This is a genomic window from Spirosoma foliorum, from assembly GCF_014117325.1.
Lineage (GTDB): Bacteria > Bacteroidota > Bacteroidia > Cytophagales > Spirosomataceae > Spirosoma > Spirosoma foliorum.
In genome coordinates this window covers 7339945-7362084 of the sequence record NZ_CP059732.1, presented here as the reverse complement: position 1 = coordinate 7362084, position 22140 = coordinate 7339945, and the positions used below count along the sequence as shown (strand labels likewise).

Here is a 22140-nt window from a genome sequence, read left to right as displayed (position 1 = left end):
AAAGATGATAGTCTTCCCGTCTGAGCTTTTCTTTTTGAGTGCCCAATAGACTCGATCCGATGTAGGCGGAATTGAGGTGTAAACAGGCTTACGCCGGGTTGTAGTATCCATGCCACAATATAAGTATTTTTAGTAGTATATATAGCCACTTTTTTGTATTATTACTAAGCCTTTTGCAAACAACTAAAGACAGTAACGACATGCCTACGATTGTCCCATTCAATGACATAGAGAAAACCTTTGAGTTAAAGACCTTTGAACTTACGCTGAGCTGCGGCAAGTGCCCCAAAGGTCAATTAATAGCCAGCGAAAAACCCGCCGAGCCTGGACACATCATTCACGTATGTACGGACTGCCAGCGTGAGCAAGCTATTGAGGGAGTCAGTTACCCTTACACCACTGTTAGAAAGTTTCAGGTTGCTACGCGTAATATCGAACGCCAGGAGGTAATACCTGATAAAGAGCCGGACGATTACAACCAGGCAGATATAAATAAACTGTCAATGCCTGAGCTTATCACTCGCCTAAAGGCAACACGTAACCCTGAGCAGGTAGACTTTATTGAGGTAGGCACTGATTTTCAACTACGCCAGCAGGTTGATTTATGCCGAACGTTGTATGATATGGCTAGGGAAGCGGCTGAGCTTCGGGCTGAAATGGCACCTGTAGAAAAAAGGGGCATCCAATTAACACCCGTAAATATTCTAATGATGAATGCTGAGGCTGTAGCAGATGTACTAACGACAACCCGCTTTTCGACTGACATTGATCTTATTCAGGCGAATCAGGTTCTTAAAATGCTGTTGTTCTCCGCTCCTTTTCGTAAAGCACTCTATACCTCAGCAAGGGAGGTAGTTGCCAGTCGCAATAAAGACGCCAAGCCTCAGTCGGGTAAGCCGACAAAAGGCAGTGGAGCTAAAGCCAAGGTGGAAATGGTATAGTTGTCAAAGAGTAGTTCACTCTTAGTCTGGTAAGAGTGAACTACTCTTTAACGAGTTGAAGGCTATACTTCCCATCATTAATTAGATAGCCTTCGTTATTCTTAGTAATACCCCAATGCTTACTACTTACTCCATTCGCACCCTCACTCGTTAGAATTAACGAGTCATTCTTGACCTCCCAAGTTATAGGGTGATCGTTCGACACGGCCCCGACAACAGAACGAATACTACCTTTCTCATTTTTACCGAAAACGTATTCCATTTTGGTAGCGCCAGATATCAGGCTCCCTAATTCATCGTTGATGTTTGTAGAGTCTAATCGTAAAGTAGCTTGGTAGGTATTCCCTTCAAAAGTTCGGTTAGAAAGGCCGCCATTGCATCCAATCAGGATAAGAACAATTAGGGAGATATATAGTAGTTTAATCATTTGGTATAGGCTGGGATTATTGTGTATGGTCCGTACTCTCTTTCTAGTAGACGCTCAATAATTACCTCTGCATCCGCATAGGAGTCAACTTCCCTTATTGGTTTTCTATCTTCATCAAATACGGGGTAGAATGTGGTAGTCCCCCGAGCATCCATACCTTGGCCACCGCCTAATTTATACACATAGAACACCTGCTTCATAGACCTGTTAGTTTTTGCATCTAATAAATTCATGTGGTGCCTACATCTACTCGGAACGGTCGTAAAATTACCGCCCCATAATAAATACATATAAATAAAAATAAGGTGACACCCCTCCCCTCTTTCTTTTTTGCAGTCACCGGTGGGTATTAAGGGTTTAGGGTCTTAACTATTTAGACCAATACAGACGAAAAAAGATAAGAAAACACACACGCATCGTCCCTCGGCTAGAGGGCGAACTAGAGTCTTTTTCAACTCTTTATTTTATTTCAACTTTTATTTATAGTCTATTTTAATTGGCGGTTTTCCGCTTATCATTTGGCGGTTTTCCTCCTAATGCATTAGGAAGATTTCCGCCGACTGTAAAAATAACCCGAACTGAATTCGCTAGGATTCTGCAAAGCCCAGTCAATGAAATCAGCGGAAATATGGTTTACTCCGGAGCTATGTTCAGCAAAGAAATAGGCGATAGGGTTGCGGATGCTGGACGCATAGTTTACCATATCGTAGTTGTCAATGCGTTCAATTATCTTTCTGAGCGCGTCACTATTGGACGAGGCTTCACAGCTATAGAGAAATAGCGCACCACAGTAAGCACGAAATCCGTTTACAAGCGCGCCAAATCGTCGTTTTGTTTCCTCCTCAGAATGCCGGGCCTCCTCTAATGAGTAGTAGACAAAATATATGGTATCGCGGATATTTAGATAGGTCTTTTCATTGGCTTTCGGCTGCTTTTTCTTAAGATGATACTCGACTGGCACCGTCTGGTTAAAATGTCGCTGCTCCTCATAAAAAATCTCACTGAGTAACTTAAAATAGTCAATTTCAGTCTTATACTCCTTTTGCAGATTTTCTTCTGCTGACTCAATAGAGAGATTAACCACTTTTGCTATTTCGTGATAGTGTGCGGCTAGCTCCTTTAGTCTGGACTCAGAAACTCGAAAGATGGCTTTTAGTGCATTGGGACTAGACAGGCTATCGAACCGGATACGGTAGTGGGTGTTTTTAGGGAAACCCTTTATCTTGGTTTCTACAATACCGTTTTGCTTCAGGTAGGCAACTATCTTTCTTACTCGGTCCTTGCCAATCCCGTATTCCTGTTCTATTCGTTCGTAGGAGTGATAAAAGAACCCTTCTGATGTGCGATCCTCTGCAAAGCGTTTATAACTGTTATAGCAAAGGTATTCAAACAGGACGGCCCCGTCTGACTTAACACACTTATGGTCTAGCCGGTATTCCTGGAAGCGAATAATGTTTGTGGCTAGGCTATCATAGATCAGTTTCTTTTGCTCTTTAGTGAGCTTATTGTTTTGTATATTTGCCGTGTCGCTCATGTTAGGATTTGCGTCTAGCCGGGATCGGTCGCCAAACTTCAACCGGCTAAAGTCATTTATAGCCCTGCCTTATGGCGGGGCATTTTCCTTTGTAATATCTTAGCTTTTAGCGGCAAATGCAGTATAAATAGTAGCTATTGATGAAAGCAATGAGGCTACTTTATTATAAGCATCTACCTGATCAGGCTTAAGTTGCTTTTGTAGATTTTCCAATTCCAGCAATACCTTCTGAATATTCGCTTCATTGAGTGCGTCCATAACGGCGAAGCCACCTTGTTGGAAGAGATTGTGAGCTGACACCTTAAGGACTAAGAACGCACCTGCTCTTGTCGGGTTCAAATCGCTAATTAACCCCATTTCCTCAAAGTCCTCCAAGACAACATTCATTGTCTCTCGATCAACGCCCACAGTCTCTTGTAGTGATTGAGAATTGAACTCAACCATGCGTCCTGGACGCACATGAGCACACAGCCAGTGTAGTGTGTCGTCTTTAATCTTTGTTGTAATTAGAGGCAGCATCTTATGGCTTTTTCTGTTCCCAAATATACGTAATTATGCCCACTCTGTTTCGCTAAGCATACCTATGACTTGCAAAGCATTACAAAGAGTTTTATATTTATCTAAATTATTGAAAAGCAGGACATGGCGAAGCTATCAAGGACCTTCCGAATTTCGGATGATGCCAACAAACAGTTACTTGCCCTAAGTAGCTCATTTAAGGAGAGTGGTGGTGAAATCGTAGAGCGCGCTATAAAGCTACTATACGACAATCGGGAAGTAGAATTGAAGAAAGACAATGATGCCCGTATAGGATCACTCAAGTCAGCGTAATTATTTTTCTGCAATTAAAATCGCTGACGCCTGTTTTTGCATACAACGTAATGCTTTGGCTTGCAAAGAATAAATATAGTTACTATATTCGCTTAACAATCAGGGAAAATAAAAGAAGCTGCACAGTACCGATGAGGTTGCCCGGCTGAACTATGACCTCAGATAAAACAGTAAACCCCTTCGCTTTGCTTTCTCAGGGCCGGAGCGGAGGGGCTAGTGCTAATCATTTAAACTTTCATCTAAATGACAACGGGACAAAATTACGTTGGTGGGGATTCCCATGCAACACCAAATGAGCAAGTGGTCAATTCTGACCCACAGACGGCAAATACAGGTGGTGAAGTTGCCACTAGAACAGCCAGCACTCTAATTCCTCTCCCAAAATACTTTGACCAGGCAACTGATAGCTGGGATAACCTTACCCGATTTAGGCTTTATCTATCAGAAGTATTTATTGGGTATGTGACCTCTCCAGATTACCTCTTTAAAAACAAAGACGAAAAGAAGACTATGCGAGCCTATGCGCTTAACGGCGCAATAGCGAATCTGGTTGAACGGGCCGCCGAACAAAAGCTAGGACCACGTCTTACTCCAATTGAATCTTATGCTGACGTTGAGAAGAATCTGGAAGGGTCTATCTACAACCAGCCGGAGGCCTCCCCTATCTTTATGGATAGCCCTCTGTCCTGCATGGATATTGAGAAGCTACAGCAGTGGGTAGTGACTTTGCAGGACTTGGGCAGCATTCAGTCAAAAACAATTGACAGATTAAGCGGTGTAGTTGTCGAACAGGAAGGGAAACTTGAAGAAAAGAATGATCGCCTTGAGAGTAAGTCTCTGATAATTCAGAGGCAGGCGGAACAATCAACACGCGATACCCAACAGATCGAGCAACTGAAAGCCGAGCTAGCCCAGGCTAAAATTGCCAACACTCCCCCTAAGCCAGTAATCGAAAATAAGGCACCTAAGCCTGAGAGCAGCCATACGATTGGCTTGCACCTGAGCATAAACGGGATTGGTTACTCTTCCGAAGCTGAGGTAGTGCGCAGGGCGCTTATTGAGTACCGGGACGAACGATTAAAGCAGGCGATGCGTGACGTTGCCCGCGACCAGGCCGACGAAGCCTATAACGAATTTAAGGATTATCAAATCATTCAGCAGGTTCTTGATGAAATAGCAGAAGGCTTTGCTGAGTTAGCCGAAGAGAACAGTAGAGCCGCAAGCTACGCCGAGGGACCAAAGCATTACTCACTCTGGTTTAACTCAATAAAAGAGCGTGAGATACAAGATCGTCGAGAGTTTGTTGAGAAGTATTCAAGCCCGTACGAGGAAGAAGAGGAGCAGGAGGAAGGAGAAGAGGACGTAGCCCCTACGGTTGACCTAGAACCGGAATACTTGCAGGGCCTTAGCGAGGTTGATAAACAAATAATTTCAGGACTGAAGGATAAGGGGCTAAAAGAGGGTGGGCTTATTTTAATAGCCGATGGTTTTCGCAAAAGCGCCCTCTCGGGACCAGCCACACTGGACGAGGCTATAGCAAAAATCAACCAGAGCGTAAGTCCCGCCGATAAAGATCAGTCACAGACACAAAGCTCAACGCCAGGCGATGAAAAAGCCGCCGATACCCCCAACGCTTGAGCAGGTACTTACCCACGTACAACGCAACCGCCAACGCAGGCAGGTAGGCCAGGCATTTCATCGACACTTCGAGGCAAGAGGCTGGACTACAAAACGTAGTAAGTCAATCCTACCCCGATGGTGGGAAGAGCTTGATCGATGGATGTCCAGAGATAACGCAGATACCATTAAAAACGGCTTCTAGGTAATGATCAAAAGTAAAATGCAGATGCTGTACTCAGTTTTTGCGGGTATGCCTCCACCACATTTATAAGCACAATTATACTTATATCAATCAATAACTCACACAACTAAATAACAAAACAATGTCAACTCCAATTAAAATAGTCAACCATCCTGCGCTGGGGCTTTCTGTATCTGGTCGGGAATTATACGTCATAATAGGCAACTCTAAATCCAATCGGGATATCTTCTCAGACTGGTTTTTAGAGAAGATCCGTAAGACAGGCATAGTAGAGGGTAAAGACTATGTTCGTAGTACTGTAGTTTTACCTGAAAGTAGTAGTAATCGCAAAGGCGTAGAATACACCCTTTCTATTGCCGCAGCTAAAACGGTGGCTGCAGCACAGTTGGCAGGGCGTGGTAAGGGTGTAATCGCTTATATCAAGGAATATGAGCAATCTCTTTTGCAACATGCCGCAACTAGCGCACCTACTATTGATGCCCCTACACTGCCATTATTGACCTCCTCATTTAAGAATAACGAGTTGCAATCAATTACCCCACAGCCTAACTCTGTGATCATAGAAGCTCCCGATACACTCAGCCCAGCACAACAACTACTAAAGCAGGCACAGGCATTAGTAGAGGCCGAAGAGAAGCGAAAGAACGAGCCATCGCAGCCAACAAAAGAGGTGGGCGAATTAGCGATTCGTATGCTGGCAATGGAAGGCAAACTAAACCGAATTGGGCTGATAGAAGCAAAGGTTGTTTCGATGTTATCAATCTTTCAGCAGGCATCTCAAGTACTGCAAGATTTAGTACCGGCCGACGCGGAACAAATTATCGAGGAGCCTGCTACACCCACAACCCGGAGTACTTTGATTCGCTTAGTCAATAGTTTTGCCGCTGCGGATCGTAAGACAGAGCATGAAACGTGGAAATACCTCTATGGTCAATATGACCTTCGCAATGGGTTCAATGTGTATGCCCACGCGCCTACAAAAGGTGAACGCAATTACCTCAGCGTTATCGAGAAGCATGGGCACATTGATAGTCTGTATGTATTAGCTCGCAGATTACTTGTACTGCCAGAATTAAAATAGTTAGTTGTGTAGAGTGCGTAAAAGCCTGATTCCCTTATTCTGAGTACAATAGGTGGGGTCAGGCTTTATGAAATATACACTGGAAAGTATATTATCAGCGTTGCAAATTGCAACGCTGATAACTTATGTACTCAACCTTGCGTCCTATCTACCAATTTGGGTAACAGTGATTGATCAGTGATAAGGGGTTTTGCAACCCTTTTAAAAGCACCTATAAGGATATTGCTTTTTTGCTCACTTTATTAATCATTTACTCAGTAAGCCAAAAATCAAAGGTTATATTAAGCGCTATTGATAAGTTTTAGAAGTTGCATATACAACTTTATAATTGGGAGTCGCGCAAGCTGGCTTATTACGTATAGATATATGTAATTGTGTATTCTTCAAGCCCTTTTATTCTTTCCTGCAATTCCTCAACAGTAGGTACTTGAGACTTAGCCATTTAGTATGAATAATTATTTATCGGTGTGGGATCTTGTGTCTTACCCTTCTGTTAAAGCATACAACTATGTACTACTACTACAGGCTGAACGATCAGCCATTAAGCATAAGATTTACCTCAAGCCAAATAGTCCATCTCTACCGCCTAACGCTACGCGGGTAATATCATCAGGCAGGCTTTACGTCAACATATCAATTAGCGACGTTATTTATGGCCCCTATGATACCGGTATTACAACAAGGTTCGGCATCTTTGATGGGAGACATCGAATACGTATAACAGAAAGAAGTGCTGCACTTGTAGAAGAAATTCGACAGTATAGCACCTTCCTGGAGCAAGCACATTACAAATTGTTAAAACTAAAGAATCCAATGACCGGCAACGACATGATGGAAATAGTTAATGAGCTTCGTAACGAAGGCATATCTTAAAGGGCATTGATTGCACGTCTAATTTTGATCCCTTTGCCACCAGTCAATTTAGCTACTACTTCCTCTTGATTATTATCGAATTCCTTGGCGGCAAATTGCATAAGCTCCAGGAGCATGAAGAACGAACCTTCGCTGAGTTTGATTTTCAATTGCTTATAGGGTTGCAGAATCTTGCCAACCTCCTTGCCATTGTGTTGATTAATGTATACGTGCCCATTCTTTAGCCGTATCAATTTAAATACTTTCTGGTCGTAAACGTCTGTAACGGCACCATCAGTTACTTCGTGCAGATCGGTTTCGTTCTGCATCCACTCGGTAGACCAACGAATTTTAGCTGGCATGTCCTCGGCCGGGGCATCTTCCGGTAGGTCCAGTATTTTTCGGTTTATCTTCTTCTCGAGAGCGAGTTCGTTTTTTAGTGATTCTATTTGAGCTAAAAGCTCATCAACGGTGGGCTGTTTCGTTTTTGCCATAAATAGTAATGAGAAGGTGTGAGTAGCTAGTCACCATTATGGAAAAGTAAAGTGGGCCTCCATATTACTATTAGGCATAACCAAACAAAGAGGGTAAGTTTCCGACTTATGCCTAAAGGGCCGATTTAATAGCTTTATAGCTGTGATTCTTCTTCCAAACAGGTATTACCTCAGCAAAAAACAACTAAGTAATCAATCTTGCTTACATCGTGTAGTTACGCTATTCGTACAAACACTGTACTTGTGACGGTTCTTCTAGGACTAGCTTTTTTATGTGACCAATCCGCCCAATTACGTCTAATTGGCACGGTGGGTGAAAATCCCTAAAAGGTTGATTGTTAAAAAGTCAGTCTCCTTGGGGCTGGCTTTTCTTATACTAATTCCAGTGACGCCTTGACCGTATTCTTCACTCGATCAAGCGCTTCCTGATTTCCTGTTGCTTGGTACTCGGCCAGCGCCACTTTGCCAAATACATCTATTGTATTCCAGGCAGTCACATACGAATTAGGATCGTCGGCCAACTCGATGTACTCCCAAAGCAATTGCCGAAAGCGAGTAAACTCCTCACTAACCAATTCAGTTTTCTCATCTGTTGTCATTGTTCGCAGCCTGGATTCAGAAAGCATCAACTCAGCCATAGGCGAATTGGCAGCAGGTTCGGGATTACACATAAGAAAGAAGCTAGCTTATTAGGCTACAACCGTACGTAAAACACCCTTGTTCATCAATGACCGAACAGGAAGTTTATTGTATGAGACTTGTATAATATATAGCAAAACTCTATTATAGCGATTCGTTGACTTTTAGACACCGCTATATGATTGAAACCATTGACTTTATTCCTCCCGAAGACATTTTCCTGGTTGACCCCACCCGACGCAAAGACATACCCTACTTTGATATCGCCGTATCGGCAGGATTCGCCAATCCGGCCGATAATTATATCCGGGAACGGCTGAATCTCCAGGATTTATGCGTCCCTCATATCGACTGTACCTATTTCGTCAGGGCTAAGGGGGAATCGATGCTGGGGGACTACATTTTCCCTGGTTCAATCCTGGTTGTGGATTCCACCAGGCCCATTGAGACGGGGATGGTTATTGTCATCTGGGTCAATGAGGGTTGGTGTGTGAAGCGTTATATCGATAAGAATCCAATGATCATGCTTGAATCCAGCAACGAGAAATATGCTCCGATTTATCTGCATCCCGATCGAGACAAGATCAGCGTGCTGGGCGAGGTAACCTACATCGTATCAAAACCTCCTCGGTATGGTCGCCCTCGTTGATGCCAACTCGTTCTATGCCAGTTGCCACCAGATTTTTAGGCCCGATCTGGAAGGCAAACCGATCATCGTGCTCAGTAATCGGGACGGCAATGTGGTTGCCCGCAGCAAAGAAGCCAAGGAGTTGGGCATCAAAATGGGGCAAGCGTTCTTCGAGACGAAGGAATTAGTGAATGAGAAGCAGGTAGTCGTATTCTCATCGAACTACGAACTATACGGGGATATTTCGGCGCGAATGATGAGCGTACTCACCCAGTTTGCTCCCGATGTCGAAGTGTACAGTATTGATGAAGCGTTTCTCCAACTGGAAGACTACACGGGTGTCTATCCAACCTACAAAGGGTTGGGGCAGGCCATACGGACCTCTATCAGGCAGTGGCTACGACTTCCAGTCGGCGTGGGGGTAGGTCCCACTAAAACATTGGCCAAAGTGGCGAATCGACTGGCTAAGATAAAGCCCGAATGCCATGGGGTCTGTGTGCTGGAAACGCAGGCAGATATTGATGAAGCTCTATGGGGTTTTCCGGTCGAGGAGTTATGGGGTGTTGGTGGCCGGTCGGCCAGTAAACTCAAACGAGAGGGCATTCGAACCGCTTATCAATTGCGTGATGTCAATGATGATTGGATTCGTGGCGCCATGACGGTAAACGGCCTGCGGTTAGTACACGAATTGCGGGGGCTCAGCTGTAAGCTGTTGGAGGTCAATCAACCGCCTAGAAAATCAATCTGCACAGAGCCCGGCTTTGGTAAAGTCATTCCCGATCTGGACAATATCCTTGATGCCCTGACTACGCACCTATCCAGGGTTTGCGAAAAACTACGAAAGCAGGAATCGCTTTGTGGGGCGGTTACCGTTTGGCTTCGAACCGATCCACACCGAAGAACACCTGGCAATGGATTGCCCGCCAAGCAGTATAGTACCAGTGTTACGGTCCGTTTACCTCATCCAACCAGTTCGACACTGGAGATTATCAGGTACGCTGAATCCGGGGTGAAAGCCATCTTCAAATTTGGCTATAACTATCTGCGGGTGGGGATTATGCTAACAGACCTGGTGCCTGCTGACTACCGCCAGGTGGGGGTGTTTACGAAAGGGCCAGATGAGCGCTTGATCCGGCTTTCGCAAGTGATGGACAAAGTCAACAAACGCTACGGTCACGACACGCTGCGCATGGCCTCCCAAATGTACAATCCCGAGTGGCCAATGAAACAGAAGTACCTATCACCGCGCTACACCACGCGTTGGGAAGATATACTGGAAGTCAAGTAAGGCTATGGCTATGAATCCTGTTATCTCACCCGGCGACCGGGTCAGCGTGGAAGTATGGGCGAATGGCTTCTATCGCTATTCGCAAAAGGGCACCGTGTTGTATTGGACTAAAAGCGGGCGCATTTCAGTGAAACTAGCCGGAACAGGAGAAGTCAAGAATGTATCACCGGAGCGGGTGAAGAAACTAGCGGACGCAACTCAATAGCTACCGTTTACAAAATTTAGCTTCCTATAAGTTACCAATAAGTACCCATGATTTATATTGGTGAGCATGAACGAGATCAACGACCTACTCAGCTATTTTAAATTCCGCCACCTTCCTGAAACGCCGTTTATAATTTCCCGCTGGGCGAAGACTTGTAACTTGCGACACTGCGTGGATCTGGCGATGAGGAATGCCCAGAATGGCAATAAGACGAGCATCAAAACGCTGCGGCTTATACGAGAGAAGTTGCAAGTGATGAATTAAAAAAGCCCCAATCGGGTGGAAGGGGCTTTTATTGCCAGTAAGATGAGTTTATAGTACTACCCTAGGTTACGTTGATCAGTGGCTCTTTACCGGTTATTCTGATATAATGCTCCCGGACAGTCATATACCAATCTAGGTAGTCTTTTTTCTTATCCGGAATTCGCTTGTCAATGTAATATTCATACATCAACAGGGATAAGTTAAGAGCCCACTGAGCCACTTCCTGTACATTTCCAAAAAACCTTATTTGGTATATTTCGGCAGACCCATCATCGGCAATACTTGCCTTACCTGTAATAACATCGGTCCCATGAATTGGACCTGACCACCTGCGATATATCACATCATATAATCCCATATAATCCAGATGTTCGGCCATTTCTACGATATTTTTTGGGCCTTCGTAGAACCTATACCAAGCAGGGTCCTTTTCCTTTGCCGCCCTTAATCGCTGATATTCCTGCTCTGCCTCCTGATAAATAGGTTTCTGCAATAATGCTTCTATTGCGGCAATTTTTTTTTGCGCATTAGGATCGGTAGGTATAACCAAGCTTTGGGTATGACGATCTTTTCTAAGCTTCGCCCTTAACTGCTTCCCCATCTCAGAATCTTCATCTGTTCTCGTTAAATCCTTAATCTGTTTATGCAAATGCCATACTAAAAAAGCCATACCCCTTTTATCAGTATCCGTTTCAAGCATATATGATAGGCTAAAGTAAGTTTCCAGCATTGCCCTCAGTTGCAACTTGCAAGGGTCAATCGATGATTGCTTAACTTGAACAGATATTGAATCAACCAATTCTAGAAAATGTCGGAAGGACATTATGACCGGTGTATTATAGGCTTCAACCCGCTTTACTTCTGTGTCCCATTTTAAGATGTTAGAACCAAAATCGACAAATCGGTCAAGTACAATGTTTAATTTCTCCATCAGGTCTTTAACCGTTGGATCCATTTCTCTTGGAATAATATCGTCAATCGCGCTATACATAGCCACATTTGGTTTGGTTATAAATTAATAGCCACAAAGGTTAATGCCTACTGCGCTATCTTTTTGCGTAGTAGAAATAATTTTACCCTTCAGCGCAGATTAATTTTATTTCTTGTTTAGTGTTATTTTTTGTCAAGGGTTTGAGCTTCGGCAGGTACTATATAAATAAAATGCGGAACGAATAATATTCCTAGGACTAAAAAGTCTGCCGCTACCAAGTAACGGAATCTCCATTGGGCAACATACCAAACAAAAGTAGTAAGGCCAACAAACCAAAAGGAGCAGAAAGCCACAGTCGAATAGAATATCAGCCAGCCTTTGCTACTTGCTATCCCCAATTCTACTCCCAATTTATCTATATCTCTTGGCCCATATCTACTGCCGTCAATACTATCCGTAAACTGTAATATCGCAAATGTAAAAGTAGCAGTATACCATAACGAGGCAAGTACAAATCCAGTTATAATATAGATATATATGGGCGTTGCATGGAAGAAGCCAGGGACGATTAGATAAATTGCCACTAACCAAGAGCAGGTTAGGATAAGAAGAGAGGATAGTATAGACCAAACATTAAAGGGGATCGAGTCAATGATAGATCTTGAGGCATCAAGTTCTTCTTTCATAAGGTATTACGTTTTATATTTTGGTCTTGATTAACCTTATTACCAGAACCCCAAAGCCTCACAAAACTACTCAACTCCAACACGCTCAAGTATTCGCCGTACCTGTATCGGGTGGAACTCGCATCCCATAGCGGTAGTAAAGCCTGCAGCATTGAGATGGTCGATTATTTGTATATAACCCTTCCATCCTATTCAACGGGGATTGATTATATACTGATTCAGGCTGTACGGTTGGGATTGGGCTGGGACTCGTCCAATATTCTAAACAAGACACTTGCAAATGATAGCCATTCCAGCGTACGTTGTGGATCGTTCTGCTCAACGTTCAAGTGTGCTTTGGGATTTCGAATACCTAGCATTGCTCCGGCAAAAAGAAACATGAATCCCTGTTGCTCATCCTCATTATCACCTACAATCAGATAAGGATTTTTAAACGAAAAAGCTGATTGCATTAGCGGTGTATTGTCCGCTTTGAGGCCTGTCTTTTGCTTAACCGCTATATTTAAAGCTGTATAGGCCCTAAAAATGGCGTCGGCAAAATGACCATTTCGAAACAATTCTGAAGCGGCCGCTCGGACTTGCGGATGCAAATCTTTGAGGGGGTCACCATCAGTTGAGGTCTGAAAAACAACTTTCTGAATCGGTCGCTTTGCTTCTCGTGCTTCTAGATATGGGCGAAAACCACCATCCTCTTTTAAAATATGCGTGAAACTTGTACGAATCAACATAATATTTGTACCACGGATGGACTTTCGATTGAAAGCCTTGGGCGCTAGATTATACATGTCATCTAGCATCAACTCAATTCGTGCTAAATCCTTTTCGGGGAAGTCCGGCAAAAAGTGTTTTATATTATTAGCCGTTGTATTTGCCTTATCTAATATGAGATCCAAAATGGCATCATATACTTCGTATTGTTTCATTGTTTGTGGATTAATTATATTGATCTTTTACAAAACCATTACGTCCGTTATGGCAAGTGTTAGAGGGATTAGCCTAACCTATGACACCCTCCCGTTTACGAATCTTCGATTATGGATGTCTGTTTACATCAGCATTGCCGTCAAACGTGATATCGCCAATGGCTAGCTCGATAAACTGAGTAATATCATGCGTAAGCCCTTGCGTCCGAATAGATGCAAATACCCTTATTGGTGTATCTGGGAAAGCTTCTGCAAGACGAAGCGCACAAGCGAAAGATGTCCTTCCCTTGGTTAAAACATCATCTATTAATGTTATCCGTTCTGGAGGTACAACCTCCAACTCTCTTACAAATAAGCTTTTATATTGATCTTCAACCGTTGGGCGGTTCCCGGGCGATGAGATGGAAGACTTTTTTATTGGGTGAACTCGCTCTAAGTAAGGCTCAACTCTTCCAGCAAGACCAACATCGACAAGCTCATCGGCAATCAATTTAGAGGGCCATAGCCCCCCTGCTACTAAAAGAGAACTTCTTGGAACCGGAACAAGCACAACGTTATCGCCAAAGAAGTCATTAAAAATGTCTGTTCCTTCAAATTGACCCTTCAGATAGTTAGCAAATCTCCTCAGTGCTTCTGCGTTTCCATTTTTAAGCCTGAAACAAGCATCTCTTGAGTCTCTTGATACCTTAGAATTTCCCTTTGGAGAATAATTGGCTACTGTCGCATAGTTAAGCGGGGAAATCTGAGTAGCGTTCTGCATCAATTAGGCCTGAAGGTATGGTGTAAAATAAATCCTCAAAGTTGTCTTTCGATAGCAATTGAGCGCCGTATTTTAACATTTCCTTAGCCCACGATAAATTTCCTTCTTTAACAAGGTTTTCTAATAAATATAGTGGCCTTCCAAGTCTTAAGGCTTCCCAGCCTTGATGAACGGTTCCACTTTTTTCAGAGGCTTCAATAACTATGGTTGCATGACTGATCAAGGCCATAGTCCGGTTACGGATCGGGAAGTTTTTGGGCTGAAAAGGGGTGAGTGAGGGAAACTGCGAGATAACCAACTGCTCACAAGCTAAGATTTCAAAGAGTTCCTGGTTTGATTTTGGGTAAGGACTGTTCAGAGGAGTTCCTAGAACAGCTATTGTACTACCATTATACTTTAATGCAGCTTGGTGAGCAACAGTGTCAATTCCTTCAGCAAGTCCGCTTACTATAGTAATACCATGTTCAATTAAACGTCTTGAAACAATCTCAGCTCTCCTTATTCCATTATGCGTAGGTTTTCGGCTTCCGACCACGGACACGCGGCCCCCTCTTTTTAATAAATCTAGGTGGCCAGAATAGTAAGCTTTATGAGGAGCATGTTTCTTTTCAAATTCATTTAAAGCCCCAAACATGTCTGGGATTGAAAAAACAGGAAACTCTCCGCTCTCTTGCAGGTCTTTTCGATTCATAAAGTCTATCCTGTTAATTGTTAGGCAAAATGTAATTTATTATCTTTTCAATCAAGTTAAAATTATAATATAACTACTTAAGTCATTGCTTTCCGCTTAATCAAGCGCATAACCTGCGTAGCCTGGAATTCGCACCCACGTGCCGTAGTAAAGCCTGCACTATTTAGCTCGGTGGCAATCTCGCTGTAGTTCTTACCCGCCCGGTGCATCATATCGATCATAGAAGTAGCCCTACGATTGTCTTTATTCTCAATAGCGGCTCGCCTGGTTGCCTCAGCCCCCTTTAGCTGTGCTTCGGCCGTAAGGTTCTCCGGTTTGCCTAGTGTAGCGCCCTGGGAAATTTTAGCCTGTAACGCGGACTTCGTGCGGGAGCTGATCAATTCCCGTTCGTGCTGGGCAAGGGTGGCAAATATCCCGATAGTGAGCGTATTTGCATCAGGCATATCGACGCATTGAAAGTTTACCCCCGAATCCCGTAACGTGAAGATAAACGAGGCATTGCGGCTTAGTCGGTCGAGCTTGGCGATAACGAGGATAGCACCTTCTTTCTTCGCTCGATCAATCGCTGAGGCTAACTGCGCCCGTTGGTTATTCTTCCCTGACTCAACTTCTGTGAACTCCGCAATAATAGATCCTTTCACAAATCCCACGACCGAAGCCCGTTGACCTTCCAGTCCCAAACCCGAATCACCTTGCGCCCGGGTGGATACCCGGTAGTAAGCTACGTATTTGGTGGGGACTGAGCTGGCCAGCGTTGAGGTTGATTTCTTAGCCATTTTACCAAATATTATACTCCTTCAGCCTTTCAGTAACGAACTCAAGATTAGCTACAGGCTGTCCCTGTGGGCCATTTGCTGTAAATATGCCAATACCAATAAAAAAGGGGTTGACATTTTGCTGTTCGTCGTAATAACCAATATAAAGCTGGTAATTAAATTCCTCAGTTTCCCCACCTGGGTAAGTTAAAAGTAAGTGTATATCGGCTATAACCCCCAGCTGTCCATCCTCTGACAACGATTCAATTCGCACAGGCCTAGCCAATGCTTCTGTCATAAAAAGATTAGTAGCCTTATACGGCCCTTCTCTCCCAATTAAAGCTAAGAATATAGTAATGACCTGTTCGTGTGATAGTGTTTTTTGATTCATTTTGCCCCTTATTTTACAAGGCTTGAACGTCCGTTTAAGCCTTGTAAAGATAGTGTAATGACATGAGCAATACAAATATTTAGCCATTTTGTATTGATATTATCAATACACTTTATGTATCTTTAATAAACTTAAAATACAACACTAATGGCCAAAGAATCAGCATACTTGCAGGTCAGATTAAGCACTCGGCTAAAAGAAGACTTTCGGGCGATGTGTGAAGATAACGAAATAGACATGTCTGACAAGTTGCGTGAAATTATTGCCAATTTGGTACGAAATCATAAACGACAAGCCACCAAAGGCAATAAAACAGAGAACACATAAGGCAGGTTGGAGTTGGCTACCTGGTCAAAAATAATCCCTATTTGTACCTTAAAATAACTGATTTATTATATTTAATTGACTATCAATCAGTTAACTATACACATTAGGTTTTCAAAGAGAAATTGAAACCTGCTTTACAACACTAAGGCAACTGACAGAAAATAGTGAAAGGCTCCGTAATTGGGGCCTTTTTTGTTTGTACCGTGAAATTATACCGCCCCTTCCTATCTGGTATTTTATTCGCTTTGCGGTCTGATTTCCTTTGCTGTTTGTGGATCAACTCCTCCCTCTTGTTTGTCCGCAAGTGAACAATCTTTGTCCGGTTGTGGACGGCTTATAAAATTGGCACAAAGGCTAATCTATTGGTTATCAATAGAAATCAAAAAGTGGCACGAGCATTGAATTAATGGTATCAACTCAGTAAACAACACAAACACTAAACAACTACTACCATGTTACCACTAATGAGCAAAGTTGCTGCCTCTCTTTTACTAAGCGCTTCAACCCTGTTAAACCCTACAACACCCAAAGTTCTTTCCTTCGATGCGAGCGCCTACATTACCCTCGATCATCAAATCCGGCTGTCGGTTCAAAAGTCGGCCGAGGTACCTGTCGATGTTGTTCTTCGCAACAAAAGCCACGAAGTGCTTTATCAACACAGCATTGGCAAGAGAGAAGGGAAATACGCGGTTAAGTTGAATGTCGATGAACTGGCCGACGGCGAGTATGAACTGGAAATCAAATCGAACGAAGGCAGTATCGTTAAGCAATTAAATTTATCATCGAAACCCGTTCAGAAAGCGGTTCGGACCATTGCGATGAACTAAGATCATCAAGTTGAATCTAACAAAAATAGCCCGACACGTGTCGGGCTTTCTTGTTTTGTAGGCTGACCGGGCTGGCGATCCAGCATCACTAGCTAACAGCTTCCCCTACTTTAATAACGCCAAGCTTCTGCCCTACTTTAGTAAAGGCCGCTACAGCCCGCTCCAGATGTTCCTGCTCATGGCCTGCCGAAATCTGGACACGAATTCGAGCTTTACCAGCTGGCACAACTGGATAAAAGAAACCAATCACATAGATACCTTCTTCGAGCAAACGAGCCGCAAACGCCTGCGCTAAAGGCGCGTCATACAACATGATTGGTACAATTGGATGTTCGCCCGGCAGAATATCGAATCCGGCAGCAGTCATTGCAGTTCGGAAGTAGCTCGTATTGGCTTCCAGTTTGTCGCGCAGAGCAGTAGATGCCTGTAGGATGTCCAATACTTTTAAGGATGCCCCGACAATAGACGGTGCTAATGTATTGGAAAACAGGTACGGACGTGAACGCTGACGGAGTAATTCAACAATTTCTTTGCGGGCAGCTGTAAATCCGCCCGAAGCACCGCCCAATGCTTTTCCGTAAGTTCCTGTAATGATATCAATTCGGCCCAGAACGTTTCGGTATTCGGGCGTTCCGCGACCCGTTTTGCCCATGAATCCACTCGCATGGCATTCATCGACCATCACCATCGCGTTGTATTGATCGGCCAGATCACAGATTTTATCCAATTGTGCAATGGTGCCATCCATCGAGAAAACGCCATCCGAAACTACCAATATCCGGCGTGCCGACGAGGCCGCTTTTAGCTGGGTTTCCAGATCGGCCATGTCGTTGTGTTTGTACCGGAATCGCTTTGCTTTACACAACCGGATGCCGTCGATAATGGACGCGTGGTTAAGTTCGTCGGAAATAATGGCATCCTGTTCATTCAGCAGGGGTTCAAAAACGCCCCCGTTCGCATCGAACGCAGCGGCATACAAAATGCAATCTTCAGCCCCAACAAACTCGGCCGTTCGGCGCTCCAGTTCTTTGTGAATATCCTGCGTTCCACAAATAAATCGTACCGACGACATGCCAAATCCATGAGTGTTCAGTGTCTCGTGGGCGGCTTCAACAACATCTGGATGCGACGAAAGGCCCAGATAATTGTTGGCACAAAAATTCAGCACTTCGCGACCATCTTTAACGACAATAACCGACGATTGTGGCGATACGATGATTCGTTCAGATTTATACAGGCCTGCCTCCTGTATGCTCGTCAACTCCTGTTGAAGTTGTTCTTTTATGGCTCCGTACATGATTTTATAAGGTTGAGACCATCGGCTGATAAACCGCAGTCAGGTGAGTGATCATTTCATGTGTCAGACGAGGCAAATCGAAAGCCGCTTTCCAGCCCCAGTCCTGCCGGGCAACCGAATCATCAATAGTTTTGGGCCACGATTCGGCAATAGCCTGTCGAAAATCAGGTTTGTACTGCGTAACGAAATTTGGGAAATAGGCTTGAATCGACTCTGTCAATTCGGCAGGTGTAAAGCTCATGCCAGCCAGATTATAGGACGTGCGTACGCTAATCTGTGATTCGGGAGCATCCATCAGTTCCAGGGTAGCCCGTAAGGCATCGTCCATGTAAATCATGGGTAGGCGAGTGTCTTTTTCCAGAAAGCACTCAAAAGAGCGCCCTTGAACGGCCTCATGAAAAATAGCAACAGCATAATCGGTTGTACCCCCACCAGGCATCGACTGATGACTAATGACACCTGGATAGCGTACCGAGCGCACATCCAGCCCATATCGTTTATGGTAATATAACGACCAGTTTTCGGCAGCCACTTTACTAATACCATACACCGTAGCGGGGTCCAGTATCGCCGTTTGCGGAGTTTCATACTTGGGCGCATGCTCGCCGAAAGCAGCAATGGAGCTGGGAATGAAAAGCTTACGGATATTATGTAGCCGCGATACTTCCAGTACGTTGAGGGCTGTTTGCATGTTCAGGTTCCAGGCCCACAGTGGATCGCTTTCGCCTTTGGCCGATAGAATAGCCGCCAGATGGTAAATCTGGGTAACCCGATATCGTCGCACAATGTCGGTAAGCGCATCGGGCTTAGTTGCATCCAGAACTTCAAAGAGTCCCGTCTCAGAGGACGGCTTGCGCAGGTCGGCGGCAATCACCTGATTAACCCCAAACTGGACCTGCAATTCGGGCAGAAGGGCTGTGCCGATCTGTCCATTGGCTCCAATAACTAAAATGGTTTCTCGTTGCATAACCAATTAATAGAGCGTAAGAAGATGAATGAAGTGTTTACAATAAGGCCGAAATGAGTAGAACCTTATTTATGGTACAAAGTTAGTTTTGAAGATAATAAGGAGAAAAATCTAGGATAAATCCGTGAATATTGTTGTCAACGCGTTTATTTGCCAATAAATTAACCGAGACAAAAGTTGCTCAAACGGAGTTGGTAGAAAATTTTTCGGCATGGAAAAGTTAGATGATGTTGACAAGCAATTACTGCGCTTATTGCAGCAGGACGCCAAGCTGACAACAAAGGAATTGGCGTCGCAACTGGGCCTGACATTGTCGCCAGTTTACGAACGGATCAAGCGGCTGGAAGGACTAGGTTTTATAAAGCAATATGTGGCCGTATTGGACAAAAGTCTACTTGGACAACCCATTACGACATTCTGCCAGGTGTCTATGCGCTACCACGATAAAGCCTTTATCGACAAGTTTGAAGAGGAGGTGCAGAAACTGGAAGAAGTACAGGAGTGCTACCACATGGCCGGGCAGGTCGATTTTCTACTCAAGATTCACGTTGGCAGTTTAAACGAGTACCACGATTTCGTTAAGTACAAACTCTCTCAGATTGAGAATATTGGCGTACTCAACAGCACTTTTGTCCTGAAGGAAATCAAGCATAACCTGGGTTATTTCATCCCCTAAGCAGATGTAGGTATTAATCCTGGATACGGGGCAGTGACCAGTCGTAACGGATGGCCAGCAGCCGAAACAAAGCAATTATGCCCGCCGATACCAGTAAATTCAGCGTTGAATTGATATCCAGCGATCGCCCAAGTTGGTACAGAATCGCTCCAGTCAGGCAAGGGGTAACGTACAATTGTCGATCAAAAATAATGGGCAGGTCGTTCACCATTGTATCGCGAATAACGCCCCCAAACAGGGCAGAAATGACGCCTAATAGAATAGCAGCCCAGTCATTTACTCCTGTTATAAGTGCTTTCTGCAACCCAAGAATAGTGTACAGCCCGATACCGATTGTATCGAAGAGCAATAAAGGCCGCTGGAGTGCGCCCATCCACCATTTGCGGCAAAACACGGCAATGATAACACTGGCAATAATCACAATCAGGTAATTAGGGTCGCGTATCCAGGCAATGGGATGGGCATTCATAATAACATCACGCACGGTTCCACCACCAATGGCTGTCAGGAAGCCAATAAAAAATACACCGATCAGATCGTGGTACATTTTTTTGCTCAAAGCCGACAGTGCCCCGGAAATAGCAAAGACACTTACGCCAATCAAATCTGTCAGGTACCAAATAGTCATGTATCTACGAACCAATTACCAGGCGTATCAAAAACGCTATAACCTAAAATGCGGCCATAAAAATACGTCTCCGCTTGCTTAACCTTGTTGGGTTATGAAAAAATGAGGCTAATTCCTGACATACTTATAAAAAATGTATGACGCGAAGACCATACCGTTCACTCATAAATTCGCACATCATTAACCCTTACGAATATGATTTATAACCGTTTAAGCGATGTTAATCATTTGTACATAGAACATCCTGGCATTCTCGGGGTGATGTATATACGCAAGTTAATTACCGATTAAAGTATTTATATGTTTATACCTAATAGTCAATGCATTAAGTTAGTTTTTAATTTTACTATTAGCCTTTATAAATAAAATCGCCTACAAAAAAGTAATCTTACGCGCATAACATTTTGTACTAATATCAAGTAGTATAGTAAAAAACCGCGAAAAACACGTCAAAAATGGGCTGATTTTCATCAGTGTATATAGGTTATAATGCCTTGTTCACTATGTTTGCCCCGTAGAGGCAGCTATGACCGATAAATAAGAGGTCTGCCATCTCGTTTGTTAGGCCAATAGATTCGCTTTTACTTTGTCTCAAATTTTAACGCAAACCAATTGAATCAAATGAAAAAAATCCACTTTAGCATCTTACTAGTCCTTGGTCTTTTAGCCGGGACGAAATCGTTTGCCCAAATGTCAATTGACAAAGGGACCAAATTCATCAACCTTGGTATCGGTGTAGGTGGTTATTCCAGCGCAGGTGGTATCGCCTTCGGTGGGTCTGCCGATTTCGGAGTAGCGCCCAACATCACTGTGGGTGGCCAGGTAGCGTACCGCAGTTTTAACTATGGCTATCTTGGCTTCAACGATAAAATCAATTATCTGTATTTCGCTGCTCGTGGCTCTTACCACTTCAATGAAATTCTGAACCTTAGCACCGATAAGGCTGATCTTTACGCTGGTCTTGGTTTAGGGTATGAGAGCGTTTCGTACAGCAATAGCGCTTATGGAGGTAGCACTTTCGGAAGCGGAATTTTCGTACCTATCCACTTAGGAGGTCGTTATATGTTCGCGGAGAAAGTAGGTGCTTTCGCTGAATTAGGAACGGGGATTGCTCCACTCTTGCTGGGCATTACGTTCAAACTGTAAGAATCCAGTTTAACAACCAACAAAAAAGGTCAGCCTCATGAGGCTGACCTTTTTTGTTAACAAACATTTACGACAAGAACCCGCTATTTAATCTGAATAATGGATGATTTACGAATAGAATTATACTAG

28 protein-coding genes are annotated in these 22140 nt (G+C 43.9%); 13 read left to right on the top strand and 15 right to left on the bottom strand.

The features are described 5' to 3' along the window. Positions 1-200 precede the first annotated feature (200 nt). Positions 201-941: a hypothetical protein gene (locus H3H32_RS30955; protein ID WP_182459603.1), complete on the top strand. Its 741-nt coding sequence runs from the start codon at positions 201-203 to the stop codon at positions 939-941. A gap of 40 nt (positions 942-981) precedes the next feature. Here H3H32_RS30955 and H3H32_RS30950 read toward each other — a convergent pair whose 3' ends face one another. From H3H32_RS30950 to H3H32_RS30940, 3 genes are all read right to left on the bottom strand, one after another. Then, positions 982-1368 carry a hypothetical protein gene (locus tag H3H32_RS30950; RefSeq protein WP_182459602.1) on the bottom strand — a complete coding sequence of 129 codons (387 nt, stop codon included), beginning with the start codon at positions 1366-1368 and terminating at the stop codon, positions 982-984. 541 nt (positions 1369-1909) lie between these two features. Beyond that, positions 1910-2902 carry a hypothetical protein gene (locus H3H32_RS30945; protein ID WP_182459601.1) on the bottom strand — a complete coding sequence of 331 codons (993 nt, stop codon included), beginning with the start codon at positions 2900-2902 and terminating at the stop codon, positions 1910-1912. Positions 2903-3001: 99 nt separating this feature from the next. Further along, on the bottom strand, positions 3002-3421 hold the full coding sequence (locus tag H3H32_RS30940; RefSeq protein WP_182459600.1) for a hypothetical protein: 420 nt from the start codon (positions 3419-3421) through the stop codon (positions 3002-3004). A 123-nt stretch (positions 3422-3544) separates the two neighbouring features. Here H3H32_RS30940 and H3H32_RS30935 point away from each other — a divergent pair, with 123 nt between their 5' ends. From H3H32_RS30935 to H3H32_RS30920, 4 genes are all read left to right on the top strand, one after another. Beyond that, on the top strand, positions 3545-3733 hold the full coding sequence (locus H3H32_RS30935) for a hypothetical protein (protein WP_182459599.1): 189 nt from the start codon (positions 3545-3547) through the stop codon (positions 3731-3733). A gap of 243 nt (positions 3734-3976) precedes the next feature. Further along, positions 3977-5371 carry a hypothetical protein gene (locus H3H32_RS30930; RefSeq protein ID WP_182459598.1) on the top strand — a complete coding sequence of 465 codons (1395 nt, stop codon included), beginning with the start codon at positions 3977-3979 and terminating at the stop codon, positions 5369-5371. Further along, entirely contained in the window at positions 5340-5555 is a 216-nt protein-coding gene (locus H3H32_RS30925; RefSeq protein ID WP_182459597.1) for a hypothetical protein, read from the top strand. Before H3H32_RS30930 ends, H3H32_RS30925 begins: the two co-directional genes overlap by 32 nt. A 121-nt stretch (positions 5556-5676) precedes the next feature. After that, on the top strand, positions 5677-6636 hold the full coding sequence (locus H3H32_RS30920; protein ID WP_182459596.1) for an antA/AntB antirepressor family protein: 960 nt from the start codon (positions 5677-5679) through the stop codon (positions 6634-6636). An 869-nt stretch (positions 6637-7505) separates the two neighbouring features. On the opposite strand, the gene H3H32_RS30915 is transcribed toward H3H32_RS30920, so the two are convergent. After that, entirely contained in the window at positions 7506-7982 is a 477-nt protein-coding gene (locus tag H3H32_RS30915) for a hypothetical protein (protein ID WP_182459595.1), read from the bottom strand. A gap of 371 nt (positions 7983-8353) precedes the next feature. Beyond that, positions 8354-8653 carry a hypothetical protein gene (locus H3H32_RS30910; protein ID WP_182459594.1) on the bottom strand — a complete coding sequence of 100 codons (300 nt, stop codon included), beginning with the start codon at positions 8651-8653 and terminating at the stop codon, positions 8354-8356. A 146-nt stretch (positions 8654-8799) separates the two neighbouring features. Between H3H32_RS30910 and H3H32_RS30905 the strand changes: the two genes are divergently transcribed. The 4 genes from H3H32_RS30905 (at position 8800) to H3H32_RS38465 (ending at position 11006) form a co-directional block, all read left to right on the top strand. After that, the gene (locus H3H32_RS30905; protein WP_182459593.1) at positions 8800-9270 is read left to right on the top strand and encodes a LexA family protein; all 471 of its coding nucleotides are present in this window, start codon (positions 8800-8802) and stop codon (positions 9268-9270) included. Beyond that, positions 9254-10537, top strand: coding sequence for a Y-family DNA polymerase (locus tag H3H32_RS30900; protein ID WP_182459592.1), 1284 nt, complete (start codon positions 9254-9256; stop codon positions 10535-10537). Before H3H32_RS30905 ends, H3H32_RS30900 begins: the two co-directional genes overlap by 17 nt. Before the next feature lie 10 nt (positions 10538-10547). Continuing rightward, positions 10548-10742 (top strand): hypothetical protein, encoded by a 195-nt coding sequence (locus tag H3H32_RS30895; RefSeq protein WP_182459591.1) that lies wholly within the window; start codon positions 10548-10550, stop codon positions 10740-10742. Positions 10743-10808: 66 nt separating this feature from the next. Next, positions 10809-11006: a DUF6965 family protein gene (locus tag H3H32_RS38465; RefSeq protein WP_508614167.1), complete on the top strand. Its 198-nt coding sequence runs from the start codon at positions 10809-10811 to the stop codon at positions 11004-11006. A gap of 61 nt (positions 11007-11067) precedes the next feature. Here H3H32_RS38465 and H3H32_RS30890 read toward each other — a convergent pair whose 3' ends face one another. The 7 genes from H3H32_RS30890 to H3H32_RS30860 form a co-directional block, all read right to left on the bottom strand. Beyond that, positions 11068-11997 carry a DUF5677 domain-containing protein gene (locus H3H32_RS30890; protein ID WP_182459590.1) on the bottom strand — a complete coding sequence of 310 codons (930 nt, stop codon included), beginning with the start codon at positions 11995-11997 and terminating at the stop codon, positions 11068-11070. 122 nt (positions 11998-12119) lie between these two features. Next, positions 12120-12623, bottom strand: coding sequence for a hypothetical protein (locus tag H3H32_RS30885; protein ID WP_182459589.1), 504 nt, complete (start codon positions 12621-12623; stop codon positions 12120-12122). A gap of 218 nt (positions 12624-12841) precedes the next feature. Further along, the gene (locus H3H32_RS30880; RefSeq protein WP_182459588.1) at positions 12842-13546 is read right to left on the bottom strand and encodes a TIGR02391 family protein; all 705 of its coding nucleotides are present in this window, start codon (positions 13544-13546) and stop codon (positions 12842-12844) included. Positions 13547-13655: 109 nt separating this feature from the next. Beyond that, positions 13656-14306 (bottom strand): phosphoribosyltransferase, encoded by a 651-nt coding sequence (locus H3H32_RS30875; protein WP_182459587.1) that lies wholly within the window; start codon positions 14304-14306, stop codon positions 13656-13658. After that, a complete protein-coding gene (locus tag H3H32_RS30870; protein ID WP_220472572.1) occupies positions 14275-14997 on the bottom strand; it encodes a DNA-processing protein DprA in 723 nt (240 codons plus the stop codon). Before H3H32_RS30870 ends, H3H32_RS30875 begins: the two co-directional genes overlap by 32 nt. A gap of 77 nt (positions 14998-15074) precedes the next feature. Continuing rightward, complete coding sequence (locus H3H32_RS30865) at positions 15075-15773, bottom strand: recombinase family protein (RefSeq protein ID WP_182459586.1); 699 nt, start codon at positions 15771-15773, stop codon at positions 15075-15077. 1 nt (position 15774) lies between these two features. Further along, a complete protein-coding gene (locus tag H3H32_RS30860) occupies positions 15775-16143 on the bottom strand; it encodes a hypothetical protein (protein ID WP_182459585.1) in 369 nt (122 codons plus the stop codon). A 147-nt stretch (positions 16144-16290) separates the two neighbouring features. Between H3H32_RS30860 and H3H32_RS30855 the strand changes: the two genes are divergently transcribed. Both H3H32_RS30855 and H3H32_RS30850 read left to right on the top strand, forming a co-directional pair. Further along, on the top strand, positions 16291-16470 hold the full coding sequence (locus H3H32_RS30855) for a hypothetical protein (protein ID WP_182459584.1): 180 nt from the start codon (positions 16291-16293) through the stop codon (positions 16468-16470). A gap of 452 nt (positions 16471-16922) precedes the next feature. After that, on the top strand, positions 16923-17297 hold the full coding sequence (locus H3H32_RS30850; protein ID WP_240543545.1) for a hypothetical protein: 375 nt from the start codon (positions 16923-16925) through the stop codon (positions 17295-17297). Positions 17298-17385: 88 nt separating this feature from the next. Here H3H32_RS30850 and kbl read toward each other — a convergent pair whose 3' ends face one another. Continuing rightward, positions 17386-18594: a glycine C-acetyltransferase gene (gene kbl, locus H3H32_RS30845; RefSeq protein ID WP_182459583.1), complete on the bottom strand. Its 1209-nt coding sequence runs from the start codon at positions 18592-18594 to the stop codon at positions 17386-17388. Between the two features lie 4 nt (positions 18595-18598). Then, a complete protein-coding gene (locus tag H3H32_RS30840; RefSeq protein WP_182459582.1) occupies positions 18599-19561 on the bottom strand; it encodes an NAD-dependent epimerase/dehydratase family protein in 963 nt (320 codons plus the stop codon). 211 nt (positions 19562-19772) lie between these two features. On the opposite strand from H3H32_RS30840, the gene H3H32_RS30835 reads away from it, so the two are divergent. After that, complete coding sequence (locus H3H32_RS30835) at positions 19773-20237, top strand: Lrp/AsnC family transcriptional regulator (RefSeq protein ID WP_157587033.1); 465 nt, start codon at positions 19773-19775, stop codon at positions 20235-20237. A gap of 13 nt (positions 20238-20250) precedes the next feature. On the opposite strand, the gene H3H32_RS30830 is transcribed toward H3H32_RS30835, so the two are convergent. After that, entirely contained in the window at positions 20251-20865 is a 615-nt protein-coding gene (locus H3H32_RS30830) for a trimeric intracellular cation channel family protein (RefSeq protein ID WP_182459581.1), read from the bottom strand. A gap of 621 nt (positions 20866-21486) precedes the next feature. On the opposite strand from H3H32_RS30830, the gene H3H32_RS30825 reads away from it, so the two are divergent. Next, positions 21487-22011, top strand: a complete 525-nt coding sequence (locus H3H32_RS30825; RefSeq protein WP_182459580.1) for a hypothetical protein — start codon at positions 21487-21489, stop codon at positions 22009-22011. Positions 22012-22140: the final 129 nt, after the last annotated feature.

What these genes read in the sequence shown, in the direction of transcription:
- H3H32_RS30955 (WP_182459603.1), top strand. Translation starts at nt 201, where the DNA reads ATGCCTACGATTGTCCCATTCAATGACATAGAGAAAACCTTTGAGTTA.
- H3H32_RS30950 (WP_182459602.1), bottom strand. Translation starts at nt 1,368, where the DNA reads ATGATTAAACTACTATATATCTCCCTAATTGTTCTTATCCTGATTGGA.
- H3H32_RS30945 (WP_182459601.1), bottom strand. Translation starts at nt 2,902, where the DNA reads ATGAGCGACACGGCAAATATACAAAACAATAAGCTCACTAAAGAGCAA.
- H3H32_RS30940 (WP_182459600.1), bottom strand. Translation starts at nt 3,421, where the DNA reads ATGCTGCCTCTAATTACAACAAAGATTAAAGACGACACACTACACTGG.
- H3H32_RS30935 (WP_182459599.1), top strand. Translation starts at nt 3,545, where the DNA reads ATGGCGAAGCTATCAAGGACCTTCCGAATTTCGGATGATGCCAACAAA.
- H3H32_RS30930 (WP_182459598.1), top strand. Translation starts at nt 3,977, where the DNA reads ATGACAACGGGACAAAATTACGTTGGTGGGGATTCCCATGCAACACCA.
- H3H32_RS30925 (WP_182459597.1), top strand. Translation starts at nt 5,340, where the DNA reads ATGAAAAAGCCGCCGATACCCCCAACGCTTGAGCAGGTACTTACCCAC.
- H3H32_RS30920 (WP_182459596.1), top strand. Translation starts at nt 5,677, where the DNA reads ATGTCAACTCCAATTAAAATAGTCAACCATCCTGCGCTGGGGCTTTCT.
- H3H32_RS30915 (WP_182459595.1), bottom strand. Translation starts at nt 7,982, where the DNA reads ATGGCAAAAACGAAACAGCCCACCGTTGATGAGCTTTTAGCTCAAATA.
- H3H32_RS30910 (WP_182459594.1), bottom strand. Translation starts at nt 8,653, where the DNA reads ATGTGTAATCCCGAACCTGCTGCCAATTCGCCTATGGCTGAGTTGATG.
- H3H32_RS30905 (WP_182459593.1), top strand. Translation starts at nt 8,800, where the DNA reads ATGATTGAAACCATTGACTTTATTCCTCCCGAAGACATTTTCCTGGTT.
- H3H32_RS30900 (WP_182459592.1), top strand. Translation starts at nt 9,254, where the DNA reads ATGGTCGCCCTCGTTGATGCCAACTCGTTCTATGCCAGTTGCCACCAG.
- H3H32_RS30895 (WP_182459591.1), top strand. Translation starts at nt 10,548, where the DNA reads ATGAATCCTGTTATCTCACCCGGCGACCGGGTCAGCGTGGAAGTATGG.
- H3H32_RS38465 (WP_508614167.1), top strand. Translation starts at nt 10,809, where the DNA reads ATGAACGAGATCAACGACCTACTCAGCTATTTTAAATTCCGCCACCTT.
- H3H32_RS30890 (WP_182459590.1), bottom strand. Translation starts at nt 11,997, where the DNA reads ATGTATAGCGCGATTGACGATATTATTCCAAGAGAAATGGATCCAACG.
- H3H32_RS30885 (WP_182459589.1), bottom strand. Translation starts at nt 12,623, where the DNA reads ATGAAAGAAGAACTTGATGCCTCAAGATCTATCATTGACTCGATCCCC.
- H3H32_RS30880 (WP_182459588.1), bottom strand. Translation starts at nt 13,546, where the DNA reads ATGAAACAATACGAAGTATATGATGCCATTTTGGATCTCATATTAGAT.
- H3H32_RS30875 (WP_182459587.1), bottom strand. Translation starts at nt 14,306, where the DNA reads ATGCAGAACGCTACTCAGATTTCCCCGCTTAACTATGCGACAGTAGCC.
- H3H32_RS30870 (WP_220472572.1), bottom strand. Translation starts at nt 14,997, where the DNA reads ATGAATCGAAAAGACCTGCAAGAGAGCGGAGAGTTTCCTGTTTTTTCA.
- H3H32_RS30865 (WP_182459586.1), bottom strand. Translation starts at nt 15,773, where the DNA reads ATGGCTAAGAAATCAACCTCAACGCTGGCCAGCTCAGTCCCCACCAAA.
- H3H32_RS30860 (WP_182459585.1), bottom strand. Translation starts at nt 16,143, where the DNA reads ATGAATCAAAAAACACTATCACACGAACAGGTCATTACTATATTCTTA.
- H3H32_RS30855 (WP_182459584.1), top strand. Translation starts at nt 16,291, where the DNA reads ATGGCCAAAGAATCAGCATACTTGCAGGTCAGATTAAGCACTCGGCTA.
- H3H32_RS30850 (WP_240543545.1), top strand. Translation starts at nt 16,923, where the DNA reads ATGTTACCACTAATGAGCAAAGTTGCTGCCTCTCTTTTACTAAGCGCT.
- kbl (WP_182459583.1), bottom strand. Translation starts at nt 18,594, where the DNA reads ATGTACGGAGCCATAAAAGAACAACTTCAACAGGAGTTGACGAGCATA.
- H3H32_RS30840 (WP_182459582.1), bottom strand. Translation starts at nt 19,561, where the DNA reads ATGCAACGAGAAACCATTTTAGTTATTGGAGCCAATGGACAGATCGGC.
- H3H32_RS30835 (WP_157587033.1), top strand. Translation starts at nt 19,773, where the DNA reads ATGGAAAAGTTAGATGATGTTGACAAGCAATTACTGCGCTTATTGCAG.
- H3H32_RS30830 (WP_182459581.1), bottom strand. Translation starts at nt 20,865, where the DNA reads ATGACTATTTGGTACCTGACAGATTTGATTGGCGTAAGTGTCTTTGCT.
- H3H32_RS30825 (WP_182459580.1), top strand. Translation starts at nt 21,487, where the DNA reads ATGAAAAAAATCCACTTTAGCATCTTACTAGTCCTTGGTCTTTTAGCC.